The organism is Streptomyces noursei ATCC 11455, from assembly GCF_001704275.1.
Classification (GTDB): Bacteria; Actinomycetota; Actinomycetes; order Streptomycetales; family Streptomycetaceae; genus Streptomyces; species Streptomyces noursei.
In genome coordinates this window covers 1,717,273-1,744,045 of sequence record NZ_CP011533.1, presented here as the reverse complement: position 1 = coordinate 1,744,045, position 26,773 = coordinate 1,717,273, and the positions used below count along the sequence as shown (strand labels likewise).

Here is a 26,773-nt window from a genome sequence, read left to right as displayed (position 1 = left end):
CCCGTTGGCAACCGTCACCGTCAAGCGCCCTCCACGTGCAAAGCACCCTGGCTATTCCCAGGATGAGCTGCGTCTGAAGGCGCCGCCTGTGCTGCCGGAGCACAAGCGCGAATCCGTCGTCCTAACACTGCTGCCCATAGCGGGTATGGCCAGCATGGCGGTGTATTTCTTCCTGCCCGGCTCACCACCGTTCATGAAGATCACGGGCGGCATCATGCTCATCTTCGCCGCCGTTACGGGGGTGGGCCAGTTCGTCCGTAGCTGGCGCGGCTCGTCGCCAGGTGTTCACGCGGCGCGTCAGGAATACCTGAAGTACTTGGCCCGCACTCGCGAGGAGGCACGGAACACTGCACGCGCTCAGCGGCTGAGCGAACTCCGTACCTTCCCCGAGCCGGCACAGCTCTGGGCGGTCATCGCCGAACGCACCCGGCTGTGGGAGCGCCGATCTGGCGACGACGACTTCGCCCAAGTACGCGTGGGACTTGGTCCGCAGACTCTCGCGACCCGCCTCATCGTGCCGCGGGCGGAGCCGGCGGAGGAGTGGGAGCCGCTGTCCGCGCACGCGTTGCGACACTTCGTGGCGGCGTACGAGTACCTCGACGAGCTGCCCCTGGCGTTGTCCCTGCGGGCATTTCCGCGACTGACGATCAGAGGGGATACCGACACCGTCCAGGGGACGGTCCGGGCGCTGGTCTGCCAACTGGCGGCGCTGCACTCACCAGATGATGTGCGCATCGCAGTCGTAACGGCTCCGGGGACGGTCGCCGAATGGGAGTGGATCAAGTGGCTGCCACATGCCCGTGCCACCGAGCGGGAAGCCGCCGACAGTCGACGGACCCAACGACTACTGATCTATTCCTCGCTCGACGACCTCGAAGAGGACTTTGCCGAGGACTTCTCCACGCGCCCCGCCTGGGATGCGGATGCCCAGCCCCTGCTCGACCGAGCCCATGTGGTGATCCTCCTGGACCCCGGCCCCACAATCACATTCCCGTGGCCATTTGACCGGGACGGTTTCCAGGGCGTGACCGTCATCGAACTCGAAACGGCCATCGACGGGCAGCGACAGCGCCGTACATCCGGACGTGGGGCACGTCGAGTCGATCGCCGACCGGGTATGGCCGTCGAGCAGAACACCCTGATCCTCGTCTCCAATTCCGGCTCCACCTACGCGGGCATTCCAGACACCCTCAGCGCGGTCGAAGCCACCGCACTCGCCCGCGCCCTCTCCCCGCTGCGGACCAGCGACGACGAGGACGCGGACCCGCTGCTGGGCAACCTCGGCTTCACCGAGCTCATGGGCATCGCGGACCCCACGACCTTCGACCCGGTGCCGAGGCATCACCTCGTGCAGGACCGCCTGCGTGTACCGCTTGGCGTGGACGGTGACGGAAAGCCCGTCGTCCTCGACCTCAAGGAGGCATCCCAGGGAGGCATGGGGCCACACGGCCTGTGCGTCGGCGCCACCGGCTCCGGCAAGTCCGAGCTACTGCGCACCCTCGTCCTCGGCCTCGCCGCCACCCACACGTCCGAGACGCTGAACTTCATCCTGGCCGACTTCAAAGGCGGCGCGACGTTCGCCGGCCTGGCCGACCTACCGCACGTGGCCGCATTCATCACCAACCTCGTCGAGGACCTCACCCTCGTCGACCGCATGCAGGACGCCCTCTCCGGCGAACTCCTCCGTCGCCAGGAACTGCTCCGCACCGCTGGCAACTTCGCCAACATCGCCGCCTACGAGCGAGCGCGGACGGCAGGTGCGCCACTCCGGCCACTACCCACCCTGCTGATCATCCTCGACGAATTCAGCGAACTGCTGGCGGCCAGGCCCGAATTCATCGACACGTTCCTGCAGATCGGACGCATCGGCCGCTCGCTCGGCGTCCACCTCCTGCTCGCCTCGCAGCGGGTGGACGAAGGCCGGCTGCGCGGCTTGGACACCTACCTCTCCTACCGACTGGTGATGCGCACCTTCTCGGCCGACGAATCCCGCATCGCCCTCGGCGTCGCCGACGCATACCACTTGCCCAACGTCCCCGGAGCGGGCCTTCTGAGCCAGGGAACGGAAGCCCTGACCCAGTTCAAGGCCGCATACGTCTCCGGCTCCTACCGCCCCCAGCGCACCACCGCCTCCGGCCGTCGGGAAGACCTCACCCCGATGCTGTTCACTGCCGAGTCCCTCGTCGAGGACGCCGACGCGTGCTTGATCAGCGAAGATGAGGCACCGCGAGACGGAGACGGCACAGACCTTTCCGTACTGGACATCCTGGTGGAGCGGCTCCGGGACCAGGGACCGGCGGCACAACAGGTCTGGCTGCCCCCGCTGGAAGAGTCCCCTTCCCTCGGCGATCTGCTTCCCCCGCTCACGGTCACCTCCGAACGGGGCCTGCAACCGGTCGAGTGGCGGGAGATGTCCCTCGTCGTCCCACTGGGCATCGCCGACGTGCCATTTGAGCAACGCCGCGAAACCCTTCACTGCGACTTTTCCGGCTCACAGGGCCACGCCGCGGTGGTCGGTGGTCCACGGTCGGGGAAGTCCGCCCTGCTCCGCACCCTCGTCATGGCGTTTGCCCTGACGCATACGGCCCGCGAAGTGCAGTTCTACTGCCTGGATTTCGGTGGCGGCAGCCTTTCGCCCCTGGCCGGCCTCCCGCACGTCGGGGGTGTCTGTTCCCGACTGGATGCGGCCAAGGTGCGACGGACCATCGCCGAGATGCGGGAAATCCTCGACGAGCGGGAGGAGTTCTTCCGGGCCCATCACATCGACTCCATCCGGACCTACCGCGGACGACGGGCTGTAGGGCACTACCCCGATCACCTCTTCGGCGACGTCTTCCTGGTGATCGACGGCTGGAGCAACTTCAAACGGGAGCACGAGCAGCTGATCCCCGACGTCGAGGCCATGGCCATTCGGGGCCTCGCCTACGGCGTTCACCTCGTCCTCACGGCCGGGCGGTACAACGAGATCCGCCCTGACCTGAAGGACCAACTCGGCACCCGGCTGGAACTTCGGATGGCCGACCCGCTGGACTCCGAACACGACCGCAGACGCGCCCGCAACGTGCCCACCACCCGGCCCGGACACGGCCTCGCCCAAGGCGGCCTGCACTACGTCGCCGCACTGCCGCACGCCACTTTCCCCAACGCCACGCACGACCCTACGGACGACGCCCACAGCTCTACCGAGCTGATCGCGGCCGTCGCATCCCACTGGCACGGCCCGGTGTGCCCACCCGTACGCATGCTCCCCGACCGCCTGCACGTCGACGCCCTCCCCAAGGCCAGCGAAACACCCGACCTCGGCTTCGCCGTGGGCTTCGACGAAACAGCGCTCGCGCCGGTCTATCTCAACTTCGACACCGATCCGCTCCTGGTCATCTACGGCGAAAGCGAGTCCGGCAAGTCAGCGCTGCTTCGCCTGCTCGCACGGCGACTGGCTGAACGGCACCAGCCCCATGAAGCTCTGGCTGTCGTGGGCGACTACCGACGCGGGCTGCACGGACAGCTCCCCGAGGACCACGTGCTGCACTACGCTCCCGCCTCAGCCTCGCTCGAAGACGGACTGAAGCGCCTCGTCCCGATCCTCCAAGCCCGGATGCCGACGGAGGACGTCACCGCCGAGCAGATGCGCGCCCGCAGCTGGTGGCACGGCCCCGAGATCTTCATCGTCATCGACGACTACGACCTCGTCGCGCTCCCCTCCGGCAACCCCCTCGAAGCACTGGCGGAATTGTTTCCCTATGCCCGGGACATCGGGCTCCGCATCATCGTCGCCCGCAACACCGCTGGCGCAGCCCGCACCTCGTTCGACCCGGTCACCCGACGCCTCAAAGAGCTCGGAGCCGCGGGTGCCATTTTGTCGGGCAACCCCGATGAGGGGCCGCTGGTGGGCACTACGAGAGCTGAGCGCATGCCGCCCGGGCGGGCTCAATTGGTCACTCCGCGGCAGCGGCCCCGGGTCATCCAAATCGGCTGGTCTGCCCCCAAGTGAGTCAGGGGGACTGTAAACCGCTCGCTTGGCAGCCCCCTTGAGTGCCCTGATGGGCCACTCGAAGACTCCCCGCTGATGTTGATCCGCGACTCCGACGAAGAGCCCTTCGCGGCTGCTCGCCAAGTGCGGGTGTGCTTTTAGGCGGGCGGTTCAGGGCCGGCACCACCCCGGAGGGAGGAGATGACGAGGCGCCCGTACCGAGTGGTGAGGGCTCCGGCGGTGGCGGCGATCGACAGGCCGAGGGCGACGAACAGGTGGGCGGCGGACTGGTCGCCGAGGACCTGGAGGACGCTGAGAGCCGTGCCGAGCGGGAGGCCGAGGATGGTGAGAACTCCGAGAGCGCCGCTGATCTGCTGGCTTTCCTGGTTCTGGGCCAGTCGGCTGTAGTCCGCGGCTTCGGCCAGGATCTCCGCGAATCGCTGGGGCAATCGGTGCTGAGTCTGGAAGGCAAGAAGCAGCTCGTTCGCCGGACCGTGTGCGGTCAGGTGCTGGCGCCAGTAAGTACTGCGGAAGTGCGCGATGTTCCTCTCCAACCAACCGACCTGGACGGAAAGAAGCGGGCCGTCGAACACCCCGGAGAGTTCGTCGGTGAGTCGGTCGATGTGGTCACGCTGGAGCGTTCCGAGTAACAGGGCGTCGAGGTAGACCGTACGGGCATGCAAGGCTGCGAAGTCGTAGAAGTCGCCCTCGCCGGCGTCGGGGCGATGACCGAGGAATGCGGCGCTGTGTCGCAGCACCAGAGCACTCCAGTCGGCGGAGATGCGCACAGCCTGATCGAATTCGTCGGCGGCGGATTCCGGAGCGAGAGGAAAGTCGCGTGGTGTGGAACGGGATGCCAGCTGCCACAGCCAGTGGTCGGCGGTGGCCGGGAGCGCTGCCGTGGGCTCAGATCGAAGCGCGGGGGTGTGGTGGGCTTTGGGAGTGAGGAGAGCGATGGTGTACGGGCGGGTGATCGCTGACGCGTCGGTGGCGTCGCGGACCTCGGCCACCTGTCCGAAGAGCTGCTGCGGCGCGAACGGGCCGGTGAGTGGGTCGGGGCCGGCGTCGGGCCGGTGGCCTATTGCTCGCAGTACGGGAAGCAGTGGTCTGTCCACGGTGAAGTGCAGCACCGCCAGAGCGTGTCCGTGGCTCCGTCCCGTGGCGGTACGCAGCAGCTCCATGCCCTGCAGATGCAGCCCGTCGTGGACGATTGACATCGTCCGATGCCAGCGACAGGGGCGCCCAGTCGATCCGTACAGCACTCTGGCGGAGGCGGGCGCGAAGTAGGTCGCGCGGGTGGCCGCATCCGTCCGTCTGTTGCCGACCTCGAAGGGGAAGGGCCCCTCCGGCCAGTCCGGGGTGCGCAGCAACCGTACCGGGAGCACGACCACGAGGATCTGTCGCGCGCCGGCGATGGCCTCCAACTCAACGGTCATCGGTAGTACTCCGCAGGGTCGGGCTGGTCGAGCCGGACCACAAACTCGGCGCCACCGGGGCGGTCTGCGGACGCATGGAACCGTACGCGCTCACCCGTGCGGATGGTGCGGAAGCCTTCGGTGACGATCTGCGTGTAGTCGAAGGTGTAGTAGCCACCGTCCGCCTCGTCCTGGACGATGAAGGCGCCGACCGCGCCGGTCAGTCCTCCGCCACTGGGCCGGCGGTCGACGATGATGCCGTGCCGCGCGTCGCTCATGAGATGGCCGCCTCTGGGTCGGTGAGGTCCTGTACGCAACGGAAACCGACCGCGTTACTGCAGCCACGTTTCCGGTAGATGCCCTTGCTGCTTGCTTGCACGGCGCGCAGCGGATTGTCGTAGCTGCCACCACAGATGACCGCTTCGCCTGCGTCATCGAGGCTGGTGGAGGTCCACTCCCACACGTTCCCCGCCATGTCGGTGATGCCGTACGGGGAGCGGTTCGCGGCCCTGTTGCCGACCGGGGTGACCCAGGCTCGGCGAAGTGCCTTTTGGGCGAACTCCTGCTGCCAGGCGTGGAAGGTCACCACGGGATGCCCGACCCACGTATCAGCACAGTTGACCGGCGCGCCGTCCGATGCGTCACCCCAGGGAAAGAGGGAAAGAGTCGGCCGTCCGTGCCGCGAGCTGCGGCCTCCCATTCCAGTGCGGTGGGCAGGCGCTTGCCCTCGAAGGCTGCGAACGCGAAGGCGCTCCACCAGCTGACGCAGATGGCTGGGTAGTCGTCGTAGCGGGCATCGCGGTAATAATCCGATTCGCGGAGCCGGTCGGCCCAGGGGGTGTGGGTGACGTTGTCCGGTTGGTCGGGGTGGTCCCAGGGCGAGGTGCCATCGGGCCGCAAGGCGTCGAGGAAGCGGCGGTAGCGGCCGACCGTGACGGCGTGGCGGTCGAATCGGACTGCGTGTCGTACGCGGCGCAACAAGAGTCGTTCGGCCGGTCCGACGAGGTGGACCCCCGCGGGAAGTAGGCAATCGTCGGAAGGGAGAACTGCCGATGTGCGGGCGAGGAAGGCTCTCACCTGCTCGGTGATGAAGGCACCTCCAGGCAGCTCTGCTGCCTCTTCACGACCGCTCGGCGTGGCAAGGAATCGGGCAGCCAGCAGCTCCTGGTAGGCGGTGTGGACGAAGGCGACCCGGTCAGGACCGGCCGGCCGCAACAACGGGGCGAGCGCGCAGCTGTCGAGTTCGAGGCGACCGTCGGTGAAGGCGCCGGGACCAAGGTCGCGGTGCAGGTCGAGGAGGGAGAAGACCGTTTGATCGGCGAGGAAGGCCCTGCCGAAGACTGCGGGCAGGCGCTCTTCGATATCGGCCTGACCGTGGTCTGCGAGGGTCTTCGTGATGTGTGCGCCGAGCAACGCGTCGAGGGGTTGTGGAGAGGCAGGTTGGAGGAAGGCGGTCAGCCGCATCTCCAGGAACGTGGCATCGGGGTCCGCGAGCCGTACCAGGTGGAAGTGCGGTACTCGGGCCGGGTCGACTCCGTTCGCGTACATTTGCTCGACCAGCTGCTCGGATCGGGCGGCGCAACTGTCCAACAGCTGGCGGACCTGGGGGGAGTCGGCGAGGAACGAGACCCGCGAGCTCATGACCACAGTGGACTCAGCGGAGAGCACAGGGGCCAGATCAGCAAAGAGCCGCAGGAAGCCGGCTGGGCTGGCTTCGTCCACACCCTCGTCAACCGCGTCCAGGACGCACAACGCAGAGCCGGACCGGATCAGGTAGAGGAACAGGTCGTACGCGTGGGAGCGGTCCGCCGTCATGCATGGGGACAGCAGGCGTGCAGCGTATTCGGGGAAGGTCTCGCCCCTCGGCTTGAGACTGAGGTCGAAGTAGAAGCGAAAGCGCCGTGCGTCGGGGTCCGCGGCCAGTGTCCGGAGCAACGTGCTTTTGCCGCTGCCGGGACGACCGGTGATCAGAACGTTGGCTTGGCCACGGGCAAGGCGGCCGAGGAGGGTGGCTGCGTCCTCGGCTGTCTGGATGAGGGACTCTCCCGTGCGGGCATCGGTTGACAGCACAGTGGCGGTGACGGCCCTGCGTGGCTCGGCACAGTCCGCGGAGGTCACGCCGGCCAGGTGGGCGTCAAGGTCGACGTGCCTGTCGATGAAGCTGTCGTAGCGCACCAGCCGGTAGTCGCGACCGAGCAGTTCGCGAATGGAGCCGGGCAACTCCTCGTCCTCACCGGCCTGATCAAGGATGACGAAGCGGGTGAGTTTGGGCAGACGGGTGCGCAGCAACTCACCGTCGTTGGACGTGAGTACGGCACGCAGATCGTCAACGTCTTGCGAGACCATCAGCTCGACGTACTCCAGGCGCATGCCCGATTCACGGCAGAAGAGCTGGTAGACGGTGTTGGAGGTAAGGACGAATCGCTTGGCCTGGCGGTAGCCGAGGGTGATGTACAGCCCGGCGAGGAACTCGCAGCGCCGGGCGACCTCGGGATCCATGTGTGGCTCTCCGCCCAGCAAGGCGGAGCTGCTGGTACTGGTGAACCAGACCAGTACGTCGACGAGTCGACGTACCGCGAGCAGCCCGTCTTCGTCGGAGATGTCGTAGCCGTCGTGCGTGGACCGGTTGCGCAGACGACGGATGTCATCCAGCGCGTTCAGGACGGTACTGCTGCGGATATGCGGCTGGCACCGCTTGACCAGGTCATTGAGGGTTCGGCCCGATGGGTCGCCCTCGATGCCGTGGTGTCGCCACAGCTCCTTGAGGAGCTTCTCCGTCAGCTTGCCAACGAGAGAGATCGCGTTCTCTGGATAGCCATCATTGAGGCTGCGTAAGGGACGTTCAAGATCGAGACCGAGGCGGTCGGCGACACGGGAGTGGTCGTCGAGTTCGTTGCGGAGCCGTTGCAGTCGTTCGTCCACCACCATGTTCATCGCCCTTCACCCGGTTTCACGCCCAGTACGAAGGCAAAGCGGTCGGGAAAGGCGAGCACCGGCTCCGGATGCGCGGCTCTCATCTCCTCGATTCCCTTCTTGATCTCGCTGTCACTGAACATGGAGAGCACTGACATGTAGCGGGCCCGAACCATCCCAATGTACTTCTCGCGGTCGAGGCGTAACTGGTAATCCACATAACGAAGTTGGGGGCGCAATCCGGCCGCCCGTAGGTGGTCGACGATGAGTTCGGGGTCGGGCTGGAGTTCCGCGAAACGGTCAAGCGCCGCCTGGAATAGCGGGTACTCGATGCTTGTCGGCAGCATGACCACGAGCAAATGACCACCGGGAGCAAGCCGATTGGCCAGGCCACGCAGGGTGGCGGCGGGATCGGTGACGTGATGTACCGACTCCTTCAACCAGATGGCATCCAGTTGCCCGTACGGCAACTGGACGTGTCCGACGGCGATGCCCTCCGCCGAGGCTACGATCGGAGTCAAGTCGACGGGCGGTGGGGTGCCGATTTGGCGCAGCATCGCCACTGACGGGTCCACGCAGAGGAGGGCATGCTCCGGGTTTACGATCCGCGCCACCTCGCGTGCGAACATCCCTGTGCCGCAGCCGATGTCGGCGATTCGGTCAGCAGAAGACAGACGCAGGGACTCGGCTATGCGTGCAGACATCCAGGTGATGTAGTGCGGCCCATACGCCCAATGCTCGTCGTACTCGGCAGCAAGCTGCTCGTAATGTCCCTGAACATCCCGCCGTTCCACAGTCCCCCCGCCCGGGTACACGGCCCTGCTAGCCCCCGGTCAGGCTACTCTTCCCGTAACTCCATGCAACCAATCAGCCACAGTTTCAGCCAGAGCGGCGGTCCCCGGAGCGGCTCCACCACCTGCGGCATCAGGACACGGTGTAGCGGGCCAGGAATGCGCGCTCGGCTTCCGAGAGGCGGCGGGGCCGACCCGTGTCGAGGTTGTAGGCGGCGATCGTAGTCGTGCCCTCGACGTACAGTTGATCGGCGTCGCGGATCTCGTAGGCCAGCTCGAAAGAGACGGCCCGGTGCTGTGTAACCCAGACGTGTACGTCGATGGGCGTTTCGCGGTAGTGCAGAGGGGCTCGGTAGTCGATGCTGGCGCGGCTCACCACGAATGCGTTCCGGCGACGGTCCACTTCGTCCGCGGGCAGCACTTCGCGGAACATCCTGGTGCGTGCTTCCTCCATGTACCGGAGGAACAGTGCGTTGTTGATGTGTCCGTAAGCGTCGGCGTCGGCCCAGCGCAGCGGGCAGGGGTAGATGTAGCTGTGCACGGAAAGGGCTTTCTACCAGTTCGGAAGGGTCACAGGGGCCGCAGCGGCGTGAAGCTCGCCGCCGTGTCCTTGGCTAGGCCCCCGGCCTGAGAGCGCGCTGCGCCAGGCCGGGCCGCAGCTCATAGACCTGGCTGTCCATGTCTCGGCAGTCGGGCTGTATGTGGTCGTGCCCAGACAAGTCCTCCTGGATTTCGCGAAGGAGCCGCTGCTCCTCATCGAGTTCGCCGAGGAGCAGCTCGATGTGGGAGTCGGCGGCGTCGCGGGGTGCGGGCAACGCGATGCGTATCAACTGCTTCATCTCTGCTCGTGCCTCCGGCGGCAGAGTTCCCCGTGGGACACGGGCGATCACTGTTGAGGGCGCCACTTCGCTTGCGCCCCAAGCTCCCGGCGCCTCTTCGATGGCCCAGATCACAGTGCGCTTGGACGGCGAGAGAGTCAGCTGACAGTCGGGCCCCAGGAGGCGGCTGAGGGCAGGCAGACGGATGCCCCCCGTGCCGGCCCGCGCCGCGGCTTCATCGGCGCTTTCCATCACGAGGCGAGCGGTGCGAACATCTTCGGCGCGGAGTCTCTCTGCGTCCGCGATCCGCTCCTGAGCCCGGTGTCGCTCGCCTGGTGTGTTGTGGGTCTCGCCGACCCAGGCGTTGCGGATACCGCCCAGCGCGTCCCGCTGGCTGTCTGATTCCGCCTCCACCCAGGTCATGACGACGAAACGGCAGTCGGGCATGATCGCGGGGTATGCCACATGGCTGACGATCTCGATCGTCTTCCAGCCCAGTGTCGGCACGCTGGCCAAGAAGACATGGCCATCGCGGTGCTCAACCATGCCGTCGTCCGAATCCCAGATATGCCGTACCTCGGGGTTCTTTCTGACGTCCTCGATCAGTTCCAGCAGGTCCGAGTCGTTACGCTGGTTAGTGAGCGCAAACCGGAGCATCCGCACGAAGACCGTGGCGTGCTTGTGCCAGTCGTGATAAGTGGCGCGCCCCTCGGCGGTCGTGAGGGCCCAGCGAATCAGATTGGCCCGGGGCTCCATCACCCACGGCCACAGCTCGGCCATGGCCTCGTTGTACGCGAGGATGTTCCAGTTGCGGTCGCACAGATAGGTGGGGCTGGGCATCTGCCGGTCGATAAGCAGCCTCAGCGCCGGCTTCACATCAGGGCGCTCCTCGGAGGGTGCGGTCCGCAGATATGTGCCCACGTTGTGGAGCAGCAGGGCGTGGCGCTTCTCGTCGTCGAGCTTCAGCACCTCTGCCAGAGCATCGCACTGAACCCGCGAGAACCGAGGCGTCGCACCGTGTTCGATGTCTCGGTACGTGCGCTCGCTGATGCCCAGGGCCCGCCATACAGGTCGCTGTGTGAGGCCGGCGGCTTCGCGCCATTGCTTGAGCATCGCACCGAACCCCATGTACTGCCCGGCGACTCCGGTGGGCCGGCCAGTCCTCTTGCCGGCAGAGCCCTTGCCGCTGCCGGCCCGCCGCTGCGCGACCATCAGCCCTCCTGTCGTGTCCTCGCTTCGGGGAGACGCCTGCTTTCGGGCATGAAAAAGAGGGGGCAGCGCGATCGCTGGCCCCCCTGCGTCTCGCGGTAGACGATACGCAAGATTTTGCGATCTTGTGTACTTGTGGTACTGGCCACACGCTGCGGAGAATGTCACCGTTCAGGATTGAACATTTCAAGCGGAGCGGCGGGGGATTGTGTGCGAAAGGGGCATCTCTCCCGCCCGCCGCGATGGAGATCGCAGGACCGGCAAATGTTTGCCGGTTTTCACCTCCCTCCATCGCAGCCGGTCTAGACCGCGATCGTGGAGCCACCCTCCAATCCGCCAGAATCTCTCATTCCGCTTGTAAAGCAAGGCAATTGGGGGCTCGTAGGCGCCCTCGTGGGCGCTCGTCACCCGAGCGATCTATCCACGCAAATCAGGCATAAGGTCGCCGTTGACGCCCTCTTGGTGTCTGACTTAAATCCTCGTACCGGCTGGTTCGACAAACAGTTGCGGCATGAGGCGTGCGGGGTCGAGTAAAGATCATCTCCGTGGCTCTTTTGCCCGTCGATGGAGGCGCAGTCATGGGGCACTGACGCCCCTCGCCCCAGTGCATCGCAAGATCGGCTGCGGGGAAGCCATGAGTATGAGGAACAGCTATGTGGAATGCCCTTGTCCAGGGAACGGCGGAGGCCGACGGTCACGGCGAGGGCGCGGGTGCCGACGCAAGGCAGCCCGTGGCCGCGGTGCGGCGCCCAAGACGTACCTGGCGCAAGCGTGCGGTCGACAGCGATCTGCAGCGTCGCATCCGGCAGGAACTGCGCGAGCTTGACGTTCAGCCTCCCCTGAGTGTGGAGGCCCTGTGCAAGGCGCTCGGCGAGAAGCGCGGGCGTCCCATCGAGCTTCGGGCGTACCCCCTGCCGCAGCCAGGGCCGTCGGGGCTGTGGTTCGAGACCTCAATGGTCGACATCATCATTTACCAGCAGGAAACGACCAAGCTCCACCAGGACCACATCATCCTGCACGAGATCGGCCATATTCTCGCGGACCACCAAAGCGACGACCGCGTGGACGAGTGGCATGCACTGATCGCCGGACTCGTGCCCAGCGCCATACGCCGGGCGCTGGGGCGCTGCACCTATGACGATGCGCAGGAGCAGGAGGCAGAGCTCGTCGCGACGATCATTTTGGGTTGGGCCTCGGTGCTGGACCGTGTCACGTCCTGCACGTCGGTGGACCCGTCGGTGCGCCGTCTCCACCGCACCTTCGGTGCCCTTGAGGGGTGGTTGTGATGGTGGTCATCTTGGTCTTCGCCGCCTTGGCCATCGCCGTCGCCTGGAGGCTGTTCCAGCTGCTGAAGGACCCGCGCAACCCCTCGCAGCGCAGCGTGTGCTTGTGCTTGGCGTGTGCTTTTGCGTCCTATCTCGTCGCCGCGCCGGTCGGGCCCGGCTTCGAGACGGTCGCGGGGCCGGGGTGGGGCAAGCTGGTGCAGAATGTGCTGCTTCTCGCAGCGGCGTACTTCGTGATGTGTGTCTACCTGTACGCGGCGTCGGACGAGCGCGCGGGCAGGCGTCGGGCGCGGCTTGAGGGCGTGGCCCTGGCTGTGGTCGTCGGCGTGATCAGCGTCGCGGCCCTGGCCGCCCCCCGGTCCGCTCTGACCGGCAGCGTGGGGACGGCGGACATGACCGTTCCCCAGGTCGCCGCGTTCTACGTCGCGGCCGGCCTGTACTTGCTCTACGCGCTGGCTGCGGCCTCCTACTGGACTCGGCGGTATGCGCGGATGTCCCAGCGTCCGGTGTCCACGGGGCTGTGGGCGGCGGCTGTGGGGCTGCTCGGTGGTGCCGTCGTGTGCGCGGTGAACGCGGTCTTCGTGATCGTCCGCTGGCAGGGTGGTGCCATACCCAAGGCGCTGACTGTCGCTGTGGCGCTGACGTTGATGGCTTCGCTCACGCTGGTCGCCTTCGGCTTCACCTTTCCGGGCGTGATGGCGCGGCTGGCGGCCTTGCGGGTATGGCGTGAGCACCGCCGCATCCACCGTCAGCTGGAGCCGCTGTGGCGGCTGCTGTGCCAGGCATATCCCCACAGTGTCCTGACGCCCCCGGGTGGCGCATGGCGTGACCGCTGGAGGGCAAAGGGCGTACATCGCCGCTACCACCGCCGAGTGGTGGAATGTCGTGACGGCCTGGTGCAGATCAGTACGCGCCTCCAGGGCCGCGGGCACGAGGGCGCCATCGTGGACTTGGCCTGCCCCGAGGTTCTGGCCCAGCATCTGCGAGCCGCCGTGGAAGCCCTCGCGAACGGCGCACCGGTCTCGGACCGGGCGGTCCCGCTGGCCGTGCCGGAGAACGGCGATCGGGACACTGATGTACAGCAGCTGGTCGCGCTGTCGCAGGCGTTGCGCAGCGGAGCCAGGAGCGGAAGGGAGACAGGGTGCTGATCACCGCTGGACGAGTCCTCACCGGCACCGCGGGCGGGTGGATTGCAGACGGTGCCGTCCTCATCCGGGGTGGCACGATCATCGCTGCGGGTCGGCGGGCAGAGGTGGAATCCCAAGCTCAGCCCGGCGAGGCCCAGATGGCCTTTCCCCATTCCACGGTGCTGCCCGGCCTGATCGACGCACATATCCACCTCTGCTTCGACGGCGGGACCGACCCGGTCGCCACGCTGCGCGATCGGGACGACGACGCTCTCCTGGGCGACATGACGAGCCGGGCCGAGCAGCTGCTGAGCACCGGTGTGACCACCGCACGCGATCTGGGCGACGGAAGCGGCCTCGCGCTGCAGCTGGCCGACGCCATCGCGCACGGTTCCGCCGTGGGCCCGCGGCTGATCTGCGCGGGACGTCCGCTGACCACCAAGGGCGGGCACTGCTGGTTCCTCGGCGGTGAAGTCGACGGGAAGGACGAGATCCGCGACCTCATCCAGCGCAACATCGCAGCCGGCGCGAAGGTCATCAAAGTCATGGCGACCGGTGGCGGCCTCACCAAGGGCGGGCCGGCCAGCTGGGAGACACAATTCACCCCGGAAGAACTCGCGTTCGTCGTCCAGGAGGCTCATCAGGCCGGGCTGCCCGTCGCCGCACACGCCCACGGGGCTGACGGCATCGCCGCCGCCGTGGCCGCCGGGGTGGACACCATCGAGCACTGCACGTGGATGACCCGCGACGGTTTCGAGGTGCGCGAGGAGGTGCTGGCCCAGATCATCGACAAGGGCATCTTCGTCTCTCGCACCGTCAGCCCCCAGTGGCCCATGCTGCCCAAAATCTTCGGCCCCGAGCGCGCCGAGGCCCTGGTCGCCATGGCCCGGCAGGTCACGGAATCGGGGGTGAGCCAGATCGCCGGCACGGACGCCGGGGTGGGGCGTGCCGGGTTCGACGGGCTGGCCTCAAGCCTCGGCTTCCACCGACACCTCGGGCTGCCGAACAGCCGGATCATCGAGATGGCGACCGTTGACGCGGCGCGCGCCCTGGGGCTTGGTGAGGTGACGGGTCGGATTGCCCCGGGGTACAGCGCAGACTTGCTCATCGTCGACGGAGACCCGCTCTTGGACCTCGACGCGTTGAAGGAAGTCCGGGCTGTCTTCGCCTCCGGCCTGCGCCACGAGCCCAACGCAGCGGCCGAGTAGGAGCTGTTCAATGCCCTGTTCCCGAGACTTCTCGCGCCTTGGGAACAGGGCACTATTCGTTGGTGTCGGGCGCGGCCTTCTTTTCGAACTCGGTTGCGAGGTCGTTCAGGAGTGCCAGGACGTCGGCTGGCAACCCCTCCGCGCCGAGGCCGCGAGCCCGGACGCGACCCACCTTTCCCTGCTTGGCCGCCGACAACAGGCGAAGCCCTTCGTAGACCTGCCGGGCCACAGCGTCGTCCGGCTCGAAATACAGTCGCGAGACGCCCAAGAAGTGGGCGAGACCTTCCAAGATGACCGGGGTGGGGGCCCCGGCTTCGCCGGTGCCCATTCGAAGGGCCTCGACCTTGTCGGCCGTGGTGACCTCCGACCCGGCGTAGGCGTTCACGGCTTTAGCGATCTCTGCGTCTCCTGGTGCTGTCCCCTTGGGGTATGAGCGTTCCAGGAGGAAGGTGATTTTCTCAGCGATCGTTCGGGGCGGCTTTTGGGCCGCTGCGACGGCGGCAGCCTCGCCCTCCACCTCTTCGCCGCGAGCCTTCGCCAGCGACCGTTCCTGTGCTCGCTTCACCTCGTCCACGGTGACGCGATATGCCTCCGCCAGGCCAGGCAGGTACCTGTCCTTCAGGCGCCGGATGCCGTTCTCTGCACCGGCCACTGGACCGTCGCTTTTGGTGCCGATGACCGCCGCCATCTCGTACCGGTAGAGGCCAGCGTCGCATCGCAGGTCGGTGAGGTCAGGCAAACCGTCGCGGGGGAACAGCTCGTCCAATGGCTTCTTGAGCACCCCGGCGAGGGCGGGCAACTTCTCCTGGTCCGGGACGCTTGTGCCCAGCTCCCACCCTGCCACCGTCGAGTCTGCAACACCGAGGGCAGATGCCACGTCGGACTGCGAAATCTCGGCGACTCGACGTACCGCGCGCATGCGAGTTCTATCGAAGCGTCGAGCTGGCATGAGACCCCATCTTTGTGCGAAGCGAAGAAACTTCGGACCGTTGACCTTTCGCGTGAATCAAGGTAGCTTCAGACTACCGAAAAACGAGGAGATTCGCATCCCTCGGTTGACAGGCCGTGCGCCCGCCGAAGGGCTCGCGCAAGGGAGAGGGAGAGCCTCACCTCCTCGTACGGCCTACGAAGAGACGCCGGTCAGAGACGGGCCAGGGAGGAGGCGGGGCGATGCAAACGAACGGTCCGTGAAGCGGCCATGCAACGAAAACCGGCGCCCGGGAGCTACCAACTCCCAAGCGCCGGGCTGGCACCCCCGAGGGGGCGCCGATTCACATCTCGCGGGGCGACGGGGCTTTTGCACGAGAACCGCCGCACCGCACTCCTACGAACAACGGAGTGTCTCATGCTCGCCATGCCGAGCGGAACCCCGGCCTGCCCGGACACTGATCGCCAGCACCGCCTCGCCGCCCAGCTCGCCGACATGATTCCGGGCGCGGCCACCATCAGGGTCAGCCTCAACGACCCGAGGCAGGCTTGGCCCCACCCGCACGCCATCGTCAAGGACGGGGGCGGGGAGACCATGGAGCTGGGCCGGACGACCGCCAGGGTCGCAGCCCGCTGGGTCCTGCGGGTCTGGCCGGAGGCGGACTGGACACGGCCGCACACCTTCGACCTTGCCAGCGCGACCCTCACCCGCGGTGACCTGATAGCCGCCGGTCGGGGCTGCTGACATGGCTCGGATACGAACCATCAAGCCGGAGGCATTCTTCTCCGAGTCGCTCGCCGAGGTGAGCGTCGAGGCGGAGCGGACCTTCTTCGGCCTCCTCACCCAGGCCGACGACCACGGTCGCCACCGCGACAACGCCGCGATCATCGCGGGACTGCTCTGGCCCTTGCGGGCCGAGCACACCTCGGTCCACGTCGAGGACGACCTCCAGCAGCTCGCCAACGCCGGCCTGATCTGCCGCTACACCGGCTGCGATGGCCGCCGCTACCTCCACATCGTGACTTGGTTCGAGCATCAGAAGATCGACAAGCGGAGTCAGTCCCGCCTGCCCTCTTGCCCGCAGCACCACGCGGACCGGTGCGGCACCTGCAAGGGGACCTGCACCAAGCGCACCGAGGTGTCGCCCACCCCTACCCGAGGGCTCGCCGACACCTCGCCGAACACTCCCGGAGCCCTCGATCAGCCCGCGCTGCCCGCCCCGGAGCTTCCCGCACCCCGGAGCGATGCCCCCGCTGCCCAGCAGGACGCCCTCGTCGGAGTCGCCGACACCCCTGATCGCAACAGCAGGGAAACCGCAGGTCAGGCAGCATTCCCCGAGGGCTCCCCGAACACTCCCCGAACCTTCGGAGAGGGCTCGGCGCCTGGATCTAGGATCTTGGATCCTGGATCTTCTTTCCCTACGGGGCGCACAGCGCCCGACGCGGGCGTCTCGGCCAAGGAGTTGATCGGCGAGTACATCGCCTCGTGCGGCCAGCGCCCGCCCGGGGACGTGATCGGCCACGTCGGACGGATTACCAAGAAGCTCCTCGGCGAGGGCATCGCCCCGGAGCACGTCCGCGCCGGGCTGCGGCGCTTCACCGAGATCCAGGGCCACCCCTCCCGGCTGCCGAGCCTGGTCAACGACTCGATGAACGCACCGGCCGCCGGTTTGGCGCGGCCGGGAATCCGGCCTACCGTGCCCGCTCACCAGGCGTGGACCAACCCGGTCGACGCTGCCGCCGCCTACGCCGAGGAGCTGTGATGCGCACCCGTACCCGCGACCCGCAGACCCTCGGCAGCGAGGGCACCCTGGACCGGATGGCCCGGATCCTGGCCGCCCGCAACATCGCTCCAGTCACCGCCGCCGCGTTGGCCGACGAGCCCGAGCCCTTCTCTCCGCTGGACGCCATGTCGGCTGGGATGCCCCCGCGCTACAAGGTCGCGGTGGCCGACCACCCGCAGGTCCTGGCCTGGGCCCGGGACGTCGCCCAGCAGGCCGTCGCCCCCAGCCTGGGAGCCCGGCGACAGGTCACCACGGGCCCGAGCCTGCTGATGGCCGGTGTGGTCGGCGCCGGTAAGACACACCAGGCGTACGGCGCGGTCCGACAGCTGGTGGAGAGCGGCGTCGGCGTGCGCTGGCGCGCGACGACCGCCGCCGACCTGTACGCGGATCTCCGCCCCCGGCCTGGGGTGGACAGCGAGCGGGAGCTGGCGGCCGTCAGCCGGTGCCCGCTGCTGATCATTGACGACCTCGGTGCGGCCAAGGCGTCCGAGTGGGTCGAGGAAGTGACGTACCGGCTGATCAACCGCCGGTACAACCACATGCTCCCGACCCTGGTCACCACCAACCTGGCGATCAAGGACCTCCGGGCTTACCTCGGCGACCGCGTCACCAGCAGGCTCGCGCAGATGACCACCCGGGTCGAGTTCGAGCCGGTCGACCGCAGACGCCACCGCACCGCCGCCTGACCTGCCGCAGGCAGCCACGCCGGGCCGCGCCCCCAGAGCGCCGCCCCATGCACCTCCCGACCCAGCGCACCCCCTCCGCCGACGCCCCTGCGCGCGGAGAGCGATCGGAGCAACCCGCATGACCACCACGACGATCAGCCCTGCCCGCCACCGGTCGCTCGGCGACCACACCTGGCAGGACCAGGCCGTCTGCCAGAGCACCGAGTACAACCCGGTGGACCCCGAAATCTTCTTCCCCGAGCCGGACGAGACCGCCAAGATCACCGCCGCCAAGTCGCTCTGCGGCCAGTGCCCGGTCCGCCGCACCTGCCTGGACGCAGCCCTCGAAGGCGGCGACACCCACGGCATCCGGGGCGGGATGACCGAGGAGGAGCGCGAGCCGCTGCACGAGAAGCTCGCCAACCGCCTCGACTACAGCCGCGTCAACGCCACCGTCGCCGGGCGCGACGTCCACCTCACCAAGGCCGAGCGGCGCGCGGTCGTCCTGGCCGCCTTCCGACACGGCCTCACCGAGCAGCGCCTGGCCTGGCTTCTGAAGATCAGCGAGGAGCACGCCCAGAAGCTGTACCGCGAGCTCCGTCGCGCCATCCGCAACCGAGACCTGAACCAGACCACGAAGACCGCCACGACTCCCGGGACCGACGGTAAGCGCCTGGGCCGCGACGACTTCGGGACGGCGGCGTGAACATCGCGAGCGCGTCGAAGGCGGCGCACATCACCGGCTGGGACCGCGCGGTCGTCATCGCCCTCGGCGGTGCCGGATGCGCCTTGTCCTACGACGCCCTGCAGCAGATGGCCGTCGCCATCCACGTCCGCGGCTTCCTGACCTACCTCTTCCCCCTGGTGATCGACGGGTTCATCGCCTACGGGATACGGGCCCTGGTGGTGCTCCGCAATGCGCCACTGCGCGCCAGGCTCTACGTCTGGACGCTCTTCGGCACGGCCACCGCTGCCAGTATCTGGGCCAACGCGCTGCACGCGGTCAGGCTCAACGAGGAGAACGCCTCGGCTACCGGGCTGCGGCTCGGCGACACGGTGGTTGCCGTGCTCTCCACCATCGCCCCGCTCGCCCTGGCCGGAGCGGTCCACCTGTACATCCTCATCGCCCGGGGGCTGGTCAAGGGCGGTGACCGAAGTGACCGCGATGACCTCGGTCAGGCCGGTCACCTCGGTCAGGCCGGTCAGCCCGAGCGCATCCCGGTCACTCGGACTGACCGGGCCGGTCAGTCCCAGCCCCAGCCCGGTCAGGTCAGCGCCGGGGAGCCGGTCAGCGCCCTGACCAACCGGCCCCGGCCCTCTCTGGACAAGCGCCACCCGGGCACCCGGACACTGACCGGGGACAGCGCCCCGGCGGACGCCACCCGCCCGGACACCGGTCACCACGACGGGGAGCCCAAAGCCGCTGACCTGGCCGGACAGCCGGACACCCTCCCGGCGGTCAGTGACCGACAGGCCGGCACCGAGCCCGTCACCGGTCACCCGCACAGCGTCCCGCCGGTCACTGACCCGGGCACCCGGACGGCCGGTGACCGGCGACCTGACCCGGACACCGAGGAGCTGCTGGAGATCGCCCGGTCAGCGGTCAGGGCCGAGGACAAGCTGACCCGCAAGGTGGTCGCCCAGGCGATCCGAGGTCAGCAGATCCCGCTGTCCAGCGACACGCTGACCGCCCTGATGGTCCAGCTCCGCGAGCAGCACGGACAGCCGGTCACCTCCTCCCGGAACTGACCGGACACCACGGGGCGGGTGACCGAGCCGGACACCTCGGCCGGTCACCCGCCCCCGGACACGCACCTCACAACCGCCCGAAGCGAACCGGAGAGCACCGCCATGCGCACGAACCCCGCCACACCGGCCGAGGTGGACTCCTGGCTGACCGTCCTGCACCAGCGTGGCCACCTCCACCGCGCCCAATCCGGACCCAACAACACCTGGACCGTGCAACGACGCCGCCACAGCCGCCCCTGGACCCTGCACCACCCGGTCCTGGCCATGGACTGGATCGAGGAAGTCGTCCGCGACATCCACCAGCAGGACGCGGAGACGAGGCGGTGAACGCCAACGACCCGGAGGTCACCACGCCCGGACCGCAGCGTGACCTCAACACAGCTCCTGGCGGAGCAAGTTGTCGCATACGACGGTCCTACGGCCCGTCGCACGCACTTGCCTCCGCCCAGGAGAGCGGAGGAAGTCCGGCTGGTCCCCGAGCGAGGGCGCACAGGGACCAGCCGGACTCCCGGCACCAGGGGGCGCCGGTCGCAGAGGGAGAAGCAGACAACCGCGCCCCGCGCGAGCAGCCGAGCCCCAGCCAGCCAGCGTTCCCCGACCGCAAACCGCGCCGGCGCACCCGCAACCCCAGCGAGCGCACGCACAAGACGACCACCCGCCTCTCCGAGGCCGAGAAGACCGAGATCACCGCCGCCGCCAAGCAGCGCGCCGTCACCGTCGCCCGATTCCTCGCCGCCGCCGGCCTCGCCGCCGCCCGCGGTTCGACCACAGTGCACGCCAACGAACAGCTCGACGCCGCCATTGACGAGCTGGCCGCCCTGCGCACCGCCCTCTCCCGCATCGGCAACAACATCAACCAGATCGCCTACGTCTACAACGCCGGAGGACAGCCCCGCCCCGGCGAACTCGACCACGCCCTCACGACCTTGACCCGCCTCCTCGCGCGTATCGACGACACGGCCGACACCCTGGTGAAGAAGCGACTTTGATGGTTCCCAAGATCCGACGCGGCTCACGCACCCACGGCCTGCTCGTCTATCTGTACGGCCCCGGCAAGCGCGACGAGCACATTGACCCCCACCTCGTCGGGAGCTGGGACGGCTTCGCACCCGACCCCGGCCGCGACACCAGCCCCGACCCCGACCCCAAGGTCCCCCTGGCCCGGCTCGCCGCCGCCTTGGACCTGCGGGTCAAGCAGGCCGGCACCAAGGCCCCGGCCGAGCATGTCTGGCACTGCTCGGTCCGCACCGACCCCGGCGACCGGACCCTGACCGACGCCGAGTGGAACACCGTCGCCCGCCGCCTGGTTCACGCCGTCAACCTCGCCCCCGAAGGCGATCCGGACGGCTGCCGCTGGGTCGCGGTGCGCCACGCCGACGACCACATCCACATCCTGGCCACCATGGTCCGAGGCGACCTGCGCCGCCCCCGGATGAACTACGACTTCAAGAAGGCCCAGGCCGAATGCCGCCGCATCGAAGACGAGATGGGCCTGCGCCGGCTCAAGCCCGGCGACGGCACCGGAGCCAAGACTCCCACCAGCGCCGAGCGCTTCAAGGCCGAGCGCACCGGCCGCCCCGAGGCTCCGCGCGAGACACTCCGCGAAGCCGTCCGCCAAGCCATCGCCGGAGCCGCCAGCGAAGAGGAGTTCTTCACCCGGCTGCGCGACGCGGGCCTGCGCGTCAAGATCCGGAACGCCCCGTCCGGCGATGCCATCGGCTACAACGTCGCACTGCCCGGCGACCGCAACCGCGACGGCCAGCCGATCTGGTTTCCCGGCTCCAAGCTGGCCCCTGACCTCTCCCTGCCGAAGATCCGTCGTCGCCTGGCCGAAGGGACTGTCGACGAGGCTATGCCTCCGGGCGCCGCCAGCGGCCGACCGGACTGGTCGCCGCCCGCCCGGGGACGACGCGCCGCCGCTGGGATCGCCGAGCGCGCCGCGATCCTGCTGGACAGCGACGACGACGAAGCCGCAGCCCAACTCGTCGGGGTTGGCGAACTCCTGGACGCGGTCGCCCAGACCTCCCTGGCCGCCACCCGCGCCGAGCTGAGTGCCGCCGCCCGATCCTTCGAACGCGCCACCCGCAGCCACGTCCGTGCCGAACGCGCCGACACCCGGGCAATCCGCTCGGCGGCCCGGGGCATCATCCAGGCCGGCGGCGCGCTCGGCCGGGGCGAGGACGGCGGCACCACCGCCATGCTGGTCTCCACTTTGGTCCTCGTCGCCCTGGCCGCCGCCCGTTGGCACTCCGCCCGCGGTCACGCCCAGCAGGCCGAAGCCTCCCGTCAGACCGCCGAACACCTGCGAGCCGCCTACCGCCAGGCCGCCACCGCACCCATGCAAGCCCTGCACGAACACGGCCGCGCCCTGCCCGATGCCGAGCGCCGTGCGTACGAGACCACCATCCGCGCAGTCCTTCCCGCCAGCGGGCTTCCTGCCGACGCCTCGACGAACACCGACGCCCTCGCCGCCACGCTGGCCCAGGCCGAACAAGCAGGCCACGACCCCAAGGTCCTGCTCCAGGAGGCCATTGACATGCGCGAACTCGACACCGCCGACGACGTGAACGACGTCCTGGTCTGGCGACTGCGCCGACTCGCCCAGCTCCCCGCGCACCCCGGCGATGCGGCCCGCCGCCCGCAGGCCGGCACCGGCCGCGTCAAGAATGTGCCCACTCGGTCCGGCATCCGGACCGCACCTTCGACAGCGACACGTCCCGCCGCTCCGGACCCGCGCAATCGCCCGCCGCGCCGTTGACCAGCAGCCCGGCAGGCCCATCACGGGCCTGCCGGGCTGCGTGAAACCCTCTGGACAACCCGTTCTACCGGCTGTTACGGATGAACAGAGAAGGCCCTCGACCGGGAGATGACGCTCGTGCTCAGAACGACCGACCACCACGTAGAGCCGACCCCCGTCCTGCCCGCCGTCCCCGCCGGAAGCGATCCCCTGCTGCAGCTCCAGTACGAGACGCAGCCCCCCAGCGGACCCGGCGCGACGCGCTGCCTCAGCCATCCGCGCGAGCTGTCCCTTCGTGGGATTCCCGTGATGTGCTCGGCCTGCCGCGCCCGGCGCGACTGGCTCCTCATCAACCACGGCCGCAACGTCTGGGTCCGCTGCCGCTGCAGCAACCAGTGGCTCGAACCCGAGATCAGCCGCGCCGACTTCGACGCCATGGTCGCCATCCCGGACGGAACGACCTACCCCAGCGTCGAGCAGGGCCTGATCGCACTCGGCTTCGACGGCGCCTTCGCCGGCACCTACCTGGAGTAGAGCAGTGCGGTTCCGCTCCATGCACGAGCGGCGAACACTGTTTGCGTAGCATGCTGTCGGCCCCCGGACGCATCCGGTGAGGCCGAGAGAGCGCGGTGAAAGGGCAGCAGTGCAGCGGATCGGCCTTTACTACCCGTACGTGCACTTCCGTGATGAGCGGTGGATCAAGGCCGCCGCCCTTTACTGGCCGGGCCTTGCCCGAGTAGTCCCCCCTGGGTTTCCTGTCACCGACCCGGACTTGGTCAAGGCCCTGCGCTACGAGCTGGACTTCGTCACCGACGTGGACCCCAGGGAAGCCGCAGCCGCTGTCGCCCCCACCTTCCTGAAGGCTGTCGAGGATCACGGCGGCGAACTGAGGCAGCGATTTCTGGCAACTGCTGACACCCGACCGTTCCGCGCGTATCAGGGGAACGAACCTGAGCTGTTGATGGGACAGCGCATCGTCAACGCGGAGCCGACCGCACCTGACGACCTGCGAACGCTTCCGCGCGACGAACGCCCCCTCGCCGGCCTGTACCCGCACGAAGTAGACCCACGGCTTGCGGATGCTCTTCGCGGTGCCGGTCTCGCTGTACCGGCCATGCGGTCGCGCATTGCCAGATTCGCGGACGTGACGTGGCTGGCCATGGACCCGGTCCTGGCCTGGATCTATAAGTGCGTGCTCACCGAGGAGCTCGCCCGCCGTACGAGGTACGCGCCGATCACCGACCAGGTGGCGGCCCACAGCGCCACGGACGGCTGGGACAGCGACCGGATCGCTGCCGCCATGTTGGGCGAGCCGCCCCGACCAGCAGGCACCGACGAGACAACACGACTCGGGCTGATGGCCGTGCAATGCGTGCTCCCGGACGATCTGCGGTCGGTGCCTGTGGCGAAGATCATCCAACTGCGGAGGGATCACCGAGCGGAATTCCATGCCTTTACCCAAGCGGTCGACAAGGCTGCGGCGGATCTACGAGAGCAGGTGGACGGCATCGAAGACCGGGCGGCGTTCGAGCAGCACCTTCGGCTGAAGTTCGACGAGAGCATTGCCCTGCCTCTTGAGAACCTGCGGAAGGCCATGAGCGGCCTCGGCCTCAAAACCTTCTACAGCGCGCTGAACTACAAGTTCGAACTGCCCGCCCTCGCCGCTGCGGCGAGCGGCTGGGCAGGCAACGTGCCGATCGCCGCAGGAAGCCTCGCGGTCGCCGCCGCAACCCTGCGCCAAGCCACGGTGGAGGCCCGCGATGCTCAGCTCAGTGGCTCTCCGGTCAGCTACCTGCTCAGAGTGGAACGGAACCTGAAGCCGACCACACTGGTGCGGCGAGTCGCGCGAACGCTTGGCCGCGCTGCGGGCTCCGCAATCTAGCCGCGCTCAACCACGGTTGCTGTGCTTGGGCAACTCGCCCCGGAAGTCACATCCAGGGCACTCGTCCTCGCCCTGAATGTGGCCCTCGTACCAGCCATGAACGGCCGCGTGGAGGCTCGCCTCCTCCACCGAGGCTTCGCCGCTGTGGACCGATGCGATGGCGTTGCCGACGATCAACCGGAGCACGGCGTTGTCAGGCGAGGGGAACGGCGGGGGACGGCATCGGCGAGCCGGTCGCCATGGCTGCGGCCTACGGCGGGTCTGGCTGCCAGTCAGCCGGATTCGGCACTGTCGTGCTGGGCTGTGCCGTGCAAGTCGCTGCGGAACCCCCGGCCGACCGGCTGCCAGCCCTGGATGGTGGCGGGCCTCCAGCGCGGCCGGTCCGGCACGCTGGTGTCGTCGGGCTCCGGCAGGCTGCCCCGGCTCTTGCGGCTGCGGGCGGCTTGGACGCTGATGCCCAGGTGGGTGGCGACCTTCGGGTACCCCCAGAGCTGCTGGTCGTCGACCATCGTCTCCTCCGTTCGTCAGTGACGGATGATGGCGCTCGTTGAATCTGGCTCTGGCCGCAGTTTCGTGAAGGTCATGGTTGGGTGAGGATGCGGGTGCGGAGAAGTTGGAATGAGGCCCGTCCGTACATGGCTCGCTTGAGCGTTTTGACCCTGTTGACGTGGCCTTCGACGGCGCCGGAACTCCAGGGGAGGGTGAGGCCGGCGGTGACGGCGTCGAGGTCCTGTCGGAGGGAGCCGGCGAAGCTCTGCATCGGTTTGGGAGCGTCCTGTTCGGCCTGACGGATCCACTGCAGCAGCAGGTATCCACGTTGGTGGCGGATGAGGTCGGCGAAGGTGCGGGCGAGATCGCAGGCGCGGGTGATGTCGGGGCAGGCGAGCCGGACTTGGAGCAATCGCTCCTCTTGGCTGTCGGTGAGGGTGTCACGGGGCCGCATGATCCAGGAGGTGATCTTGCGGGGGCTGGGGATGTCGGCTCGGACCGGTGCGGCGGTGCCCGCCCGGAGGGCGGCAAGGTGTTTGCGGACGACCTGGCGGCTGCCTCGGTAGCCGCGTTCGTGGATTTCGTGGAAGAGGCGGGTGCCGCTGGCCTGGCCCTGGGTCTCGGTGAAACGAGCGTTGAGGTATGCCTTGAACGGTTCCAGCACGCCGTTGGGCCGGCGGTCGCGAGCGGAGGCCAGTAGCTGGTCGAGGTCGGTATCGCGGAAGCGGCGCACGGTCTTGCGGTCGAGGTTCAGCCTCCGGGCAATGGCGCTGATCGACCAGCCTTGCTCCACCAGGCGGTGGATGTCCTCGTAGCGGTGACGGGTCCGTTCGATGATCTGGGTGCCAGGCAGCTCGGCGGGCGGCATCGGCATCGGTGGCGACTCCGGTGCGTTCGTCACTGTCTCCTGTTCTGCGTGTTTGCGCAGGCAGTCGCGGTGCTGGTGGCAGGTCTTCTCCATCGCGGCAGACAAGTTTTGAAGCAAATGCCAGCGATCGGCTACTTCCAGGGCGTCCGGGGCTGCCTCCTTGACCGCCTTCGTGTAGGCGGAAGCCCTGTCACGGCAGATGATCTCCGCACCGGGATGGTCCTTGAGCCAGGCCGCGAACGTCTCTGATGTGCGGTCGGGCAGCACATCCACGACCCGGCTGGCCTCCACATCGACCAGCACAGTGCCGTACGTGCAGCCTTTGCGGAAGGCGAACTCGTCCACCCCCAGGACCCGCGGGGCACGGTCCGGCACAGGCGGCGGCGTCAGCAGCCTGAGCAGCCGGGTCCGGCCCGCGGCCATCCGCAGCTTGCGGCACAGCCGCGCGGCCGGACGGCCGCCCAGCTCCACCGCGATCGACCAGAGCCAGCCCGTCATCCCGACGCTTGACCGGCGGTACCGCTCGGTCAGCCCGCCGACCTGCTCGACGAACGTCCGGCGCGAACAGATTGATCGATCGCAGAAGAACCGTCGCACCCGGAGCCGGACCGTGACCTGACGCGGACCCAACGGCCTCTCATCCAGGGAGCGTTGATACGAACTGTGCACGCGATCCGCCCGCTTCCGGCAGTCCGGGCACCGACCCGGACGCCCCGTGGACTCCGCCTCCAGCACCAGGCCGCCGGAGACATCATTGACGCGCACCACTCGCACATCCATCCCCGCAAACAGCACATCCTCGATCATCTTGCTCGCCACGGCAGGGAACACCGTGCTGAAACGATCCCTCGTTCCCACCCCTGACCATGACCTTCACGAAACTGCGGCCAGAGCCTTGAATCTCCCCAGCTCTTGCTCAGGGGTGGGACGGATCCGCT

General features: G+C 68.1%; 24 protein-coding genes. 14 read left to right on the top strand and 10 right to left on the bottom strand.

What is annotated here, in order from left to right; all coding sequences use genetic code 11:
- Positions 1 to 4: 4 nt before the first annotated feature.
- Positions 5 to 3,991: a type VII secretion protein EccCa gene (gene eccCa, locus SNOUR_RS07310; protein WP_067344810.1), complete on the top strand. Its 3,987-nt coding sequence runs from the start codon at positions 5 to 7 to the stop codon at positions 3,989 to 3,991.
- 137 nt (positions 3,992 to 4,128) lie between these two features.
- On the opposite strand, the gene SNOUR_RS07305 is transcribed toward eccCa, so the two are convergent.
- From SNOUR_RS07305 to SNOUR_RS07280, 7 genes are all read right to left on the bottom strand, one after another.
- Positions 4,129 to 5,406 carry a hypothetical protein gene (locus tag SNOUR_RS07305; protein WP_067344809.1) on the bottom strand — a complete coding sequence of 426 codons (1,278 nt, stop codon included), beginning with the start codon at positions 5,404 to 5,406 and terminating at the stop codon, positions 4,129 to 4,131.
- Positions 5,403 to 5,663, bottom strand: a complete 261-nt coding sequence (locus tag SNOUR_RS07300) for a hypothetical protein (RefSeq protein WP_067344808.1) — start codon at positions 5,661 to 5,663, stop codon at positions 5,403 to 5,405. The genes SNOUR_RS07305 and SNOUR_RS07300 overlap by 4 nt, the downstream gene beginning before the upstream one ends.
- The gene (locus tag SNOUR_RS48145; RefSeq protein ID WP_312632091.1) at positions 5,660 to 6,085 is read right to left on the bottom strand and encodes a formylglycine-generating enzyme family protein; all 426 of its coding nucleotides are present in this window, start codon (positions 6,083 to 6,085) and stop codon (positions 5,660 to 5,662) included. The genes SNOUR_RS07300 and SNOUR_RS48145 overlap by 4 nt, the downstream gene beginning before the upstream one ends.
- Positions 5,968 to 8,319, bottom strand: a complete 2,352-nt coding sequence (locus tag SNOUR_RS07295; protein WP_312632090.1) for an SUMF1/EgtB/PvdO family nonheme iron enzyme — start codon at positions 8,317 to 8,319, stop codon at positions 5,968 to 5,970. The genes SNOUR_RS48145 and SNOUR_RS07295 overlap by 118 nt, the downstream gene beginning before the upstream one ends.
- A complete protein-coding gene (locus SNOUR_RS07290; protein ID WP_067357833.1) occupies positions 8,316 to 9,092 on the bottom strand; it encodes a class I SAM-dependent methyltransferase in 777 nt (258 codons plus the stop codon). The genes SNOUR_RS07295 and SNOUR_RS07290 overlap by 4 nt, the downstream gene beginning before the upstream one ends.
- Before the next feature lie 130 nt (positions 9,093 to 9,222).
- Positions 9,223 to 9,630, bottom strand: coding sequence for an acyl-CoA thioesterase (locus SNOUR_RS07285; RefSeq protein WP_067344807.1), 408 nt, complete (start codon positions 9,628 to 9,630; stop codon positions 9,223 to 9,225).
- 73 nt (positions 9,631 to 9,703) lie between these two features.
- Positions 9,704 to 11,119, bottom strand: coding sequence for a helix-turn-helix transcriptional regulator (locus SNOUR_RS07280; RefSeq protein ID WP_067344806.1), 1,416 nt, complete (start codon positions 11,117 to 11,119; stop codon positions 9,704 to 9,706).
- Positions 11,120 to 11,769: 650 nt separating this feature from the next.
- On the opposite strand from SNOUR_RS07280, the gene SNOUR_RS07275 reads away from it, so the two are divergent.
- From SNOUR_RS07275 to SNOUR_RS07265, 3 genes are read left to right on the top strand one after another with little or no spacing between them, the layout of a single operon-like run.
- Positions 11,770 to 12,402: a hypothetical protein gene (locus SNOUR_RS07275; RefSeq protein WP_312632089.1), complete on the top strand. Its 633-nt coding sequence runs from the start codon at positions 11,770 to 11,772 to the stop codon at positions 12,400 to 12,402.
- Positions 12,402 to 13,547, top strand: a complete 1,146-nt coding sequence (locus tag SNOUR_RS07270) for an MAB_1171c family putative transporter (protein ID WP_067357828.1) — start codon at positions 12,402 to 12,404, stop codon at positions 13,545 to 13,547. Before SNOUR_RS07275 ends, SNOUR_RS07270 begins: the two co-directional genes overlap by 1 nt.
- Complete coding sequence (locus SNOUR_RS07265) at positions 13,541 to 14,734, top strand: amidohydrolase family protein (protein WP_067344805.1); 1,194 nt, start codon at positions 13,541 to 13,543, stop codon at positions 14,732 to 14,734. The genes SNOUR_RS07270 and SNOUR_RS07265 overlap by 7 nt, the downstream gene beginning before the upstream one ends.
- Before the next feature lie 52 nt (positions 14,735 to 14,786).
- Here the strand turns inward: SNOUR_RS07265 and SNOUR_RS07260 are convergent, their stop codons facing one another.
- Positions 14,787 to 15,653, bottom strand: a complete 867-nt coding sequence (locus tag SNOUR_RS07260) for a helix-turn-helix transcriptional regulator (RefSeq protein WP_312632088.1) — start codon at positions 15,651 to 15,653, stop codon at positions 14,787 to 14,789.
- A gap of 426 nt (positions 15,654 to 16,079) precedes the next feature.
- Between SNOUR_RS07260 and SNOUR_RS07255 the strand changes: the two genes are divergently transcribed.
- The 10 genes from SNOUR_RS07255 (at position 16,080) to SNOUR_RS07210 (ending at position 24,478) form a co-directional block, all read left to right on the top strand.
- Positions 16,080 to 16,406 (top strand): transcriptional regulator, encoded by a 327-nt coding sequence (locus SNOUR_RS07255; protein WP_067344803.1) that lies wholly within the window; start codon positions 16,080 to 16,082, stop codon positions 16,404 to 16,406.
- 1 nt (position 16,407) lies between these two features.
- Positions 16,408 to 17,424: a hypothetical protein gene (locus tag SNOUR_RS07250; RefSeq protein ID WP_067344802.1), complete on the top strand. Its 1,017-nt coding sequence runs from the start codon at positions 16,408 to 16,410 to the stop codon at positions 17,422 to 17,424.
- Positions 17,424 to 18,131, top strand: coding sequence for an ATP-binding protein (locus SNOUR_RS07245; RefSeq protein WP_067344801.1), 708 nt, complete (start codon positions 17,424 to 17,426; stop codon positions 18,129 to 18,131). Before SNOUR_RS07250 ends, SNOUR_RS07245 begins: the two co-directional genes overlap by 1 nt.
- 118 nt (positions 18,132 to 18,249) lie before the next feature.
- Positions 18,250 to 18,816, top strand: a complete 567-nt coding sequence (locus tag SNOUR_RS07240) for a WhiB family transcriptional regulator (RefSeq protein WP_067344800.1) — start codon at positions 18,250 to 18,252, stop codon at positions 18,814 to 18,816.
- On the top strand, positions 18,813 to 19,859 hold the full coding sequence (locus SNOUR_RS07235) for a DUF2637 domain-containing protein (protein ID WP_067344799.1): 1,047 nt from the start codon (positions 18,813 to 18,815) through the stop codon (positions 19,857 to 19,859). The genes SNOUR_RS07240 and SNOUR_RS07235 overlap by 4 nt, the downstream gene beginning before the upstream one ends.
- Positions 19,860 to 19,961: 102 nt before the next feature.
- The gene (locus SNOUR_RS07230) at positions 19,962 to 20,186 is read left to right on the top strand and encodes a hypothetical protein (protein ID WP_067357825.1); all 225 of its coding nucleotides are present in this window, start codon (positions 19,962 to 19,964) and stop codon (positions 20,184 to 20,186) included.
- Positions 20,183 to 20,848 (top strand): MobC family plasmid mobilization relaxosome protein, encoded by a 666-nt coding sequence (locus tag SNOUR_RS07225; protein ID WP_067344798.1) that lies wholly within the window; start codon positions 20,183 to 20,185, stop codon positions 20,846 to 20,848. The genes SNOUR_RS07230 and SNOUR_RS07225 overlap by 4 nt, the downstream gene beginning before the upstream one ends.
- The gene (locus SNOUR_RS07220) at positions 20,848 to 22,617 is read left to right on the top strand and encodes a relaxase/mobilization nuclease domain-containing protein (protein ID WP_067344797.1); all 1,770 of its coding nucleotides are present in this window, start codon (positions 20,848 to 20,850) and stop codon (positions 22,615 to 22,617) included. Before SNOUR_RS07225 ends, SNOUR_RS07220 begins: the two co-directional genes overlap by 1 nt.
- A 108-nt stretch (positions 22,618 to 22,725) precedes the next feature.
- Positions 22,726 to 23,130 (top strand): hypothetical protein, encoded by a 405-nt coding sequence (locus SNOUR_RS07215; RefSeq protein WP_067344796.1) that lies wholly within the window; start codon positions 22,726 to 22,728, stop codon positions 23,128 to 23,130.
- A 109-nt stretch (positions 23,131 to 23,239) separates the two neighbouring features.
- Positions 23,240 to 24,478, top strand: coding sequence for a DUF6236 family protein (locus SNOUR_RS07210; protein ID WP_067344795.1), 1,239 nt, complete (start codon positions 23,240 to 23,242; stop codon positions 24,476 to 24,478).
- A 272-nt stretch (positions 24,479 to 24,750) separates the two neighbouring features.
- On the opposite strand, the gene SNOUR_RS07200 is transcribed toward SNOUR_RS07210, so the two are convergent.
- Together SNOUR_RS07200 and SNOUR_RS07195 are read right to left on the bottom strand one after the other, a co-directional pair.
- A complete protein-coding gene (locus tag SNOUR_RS07200; RefSeq protein WP_067344794.1) occupies positions 24,751 to 24,987 on the bottom strand; it encodes a MarR family transcriptional regulator in 237 nt (78 codons plus the stop codon).
- A 71-nt stretch (positions 24,988 to 25,058) separates the two neighbouring features.
- A complete protein-coding gene (locus tag SNOUR_RS07195) occupies positions 25,059 to 26,615 on the bottom strand; it encodes an ISL3 family transposase (RefSeq protein WP_067357823.1) in 1,557 nt (518 codons plus the stop codon).
- Positions 26,616 to 26,773 lie beyond the last annotated feature (158 nt).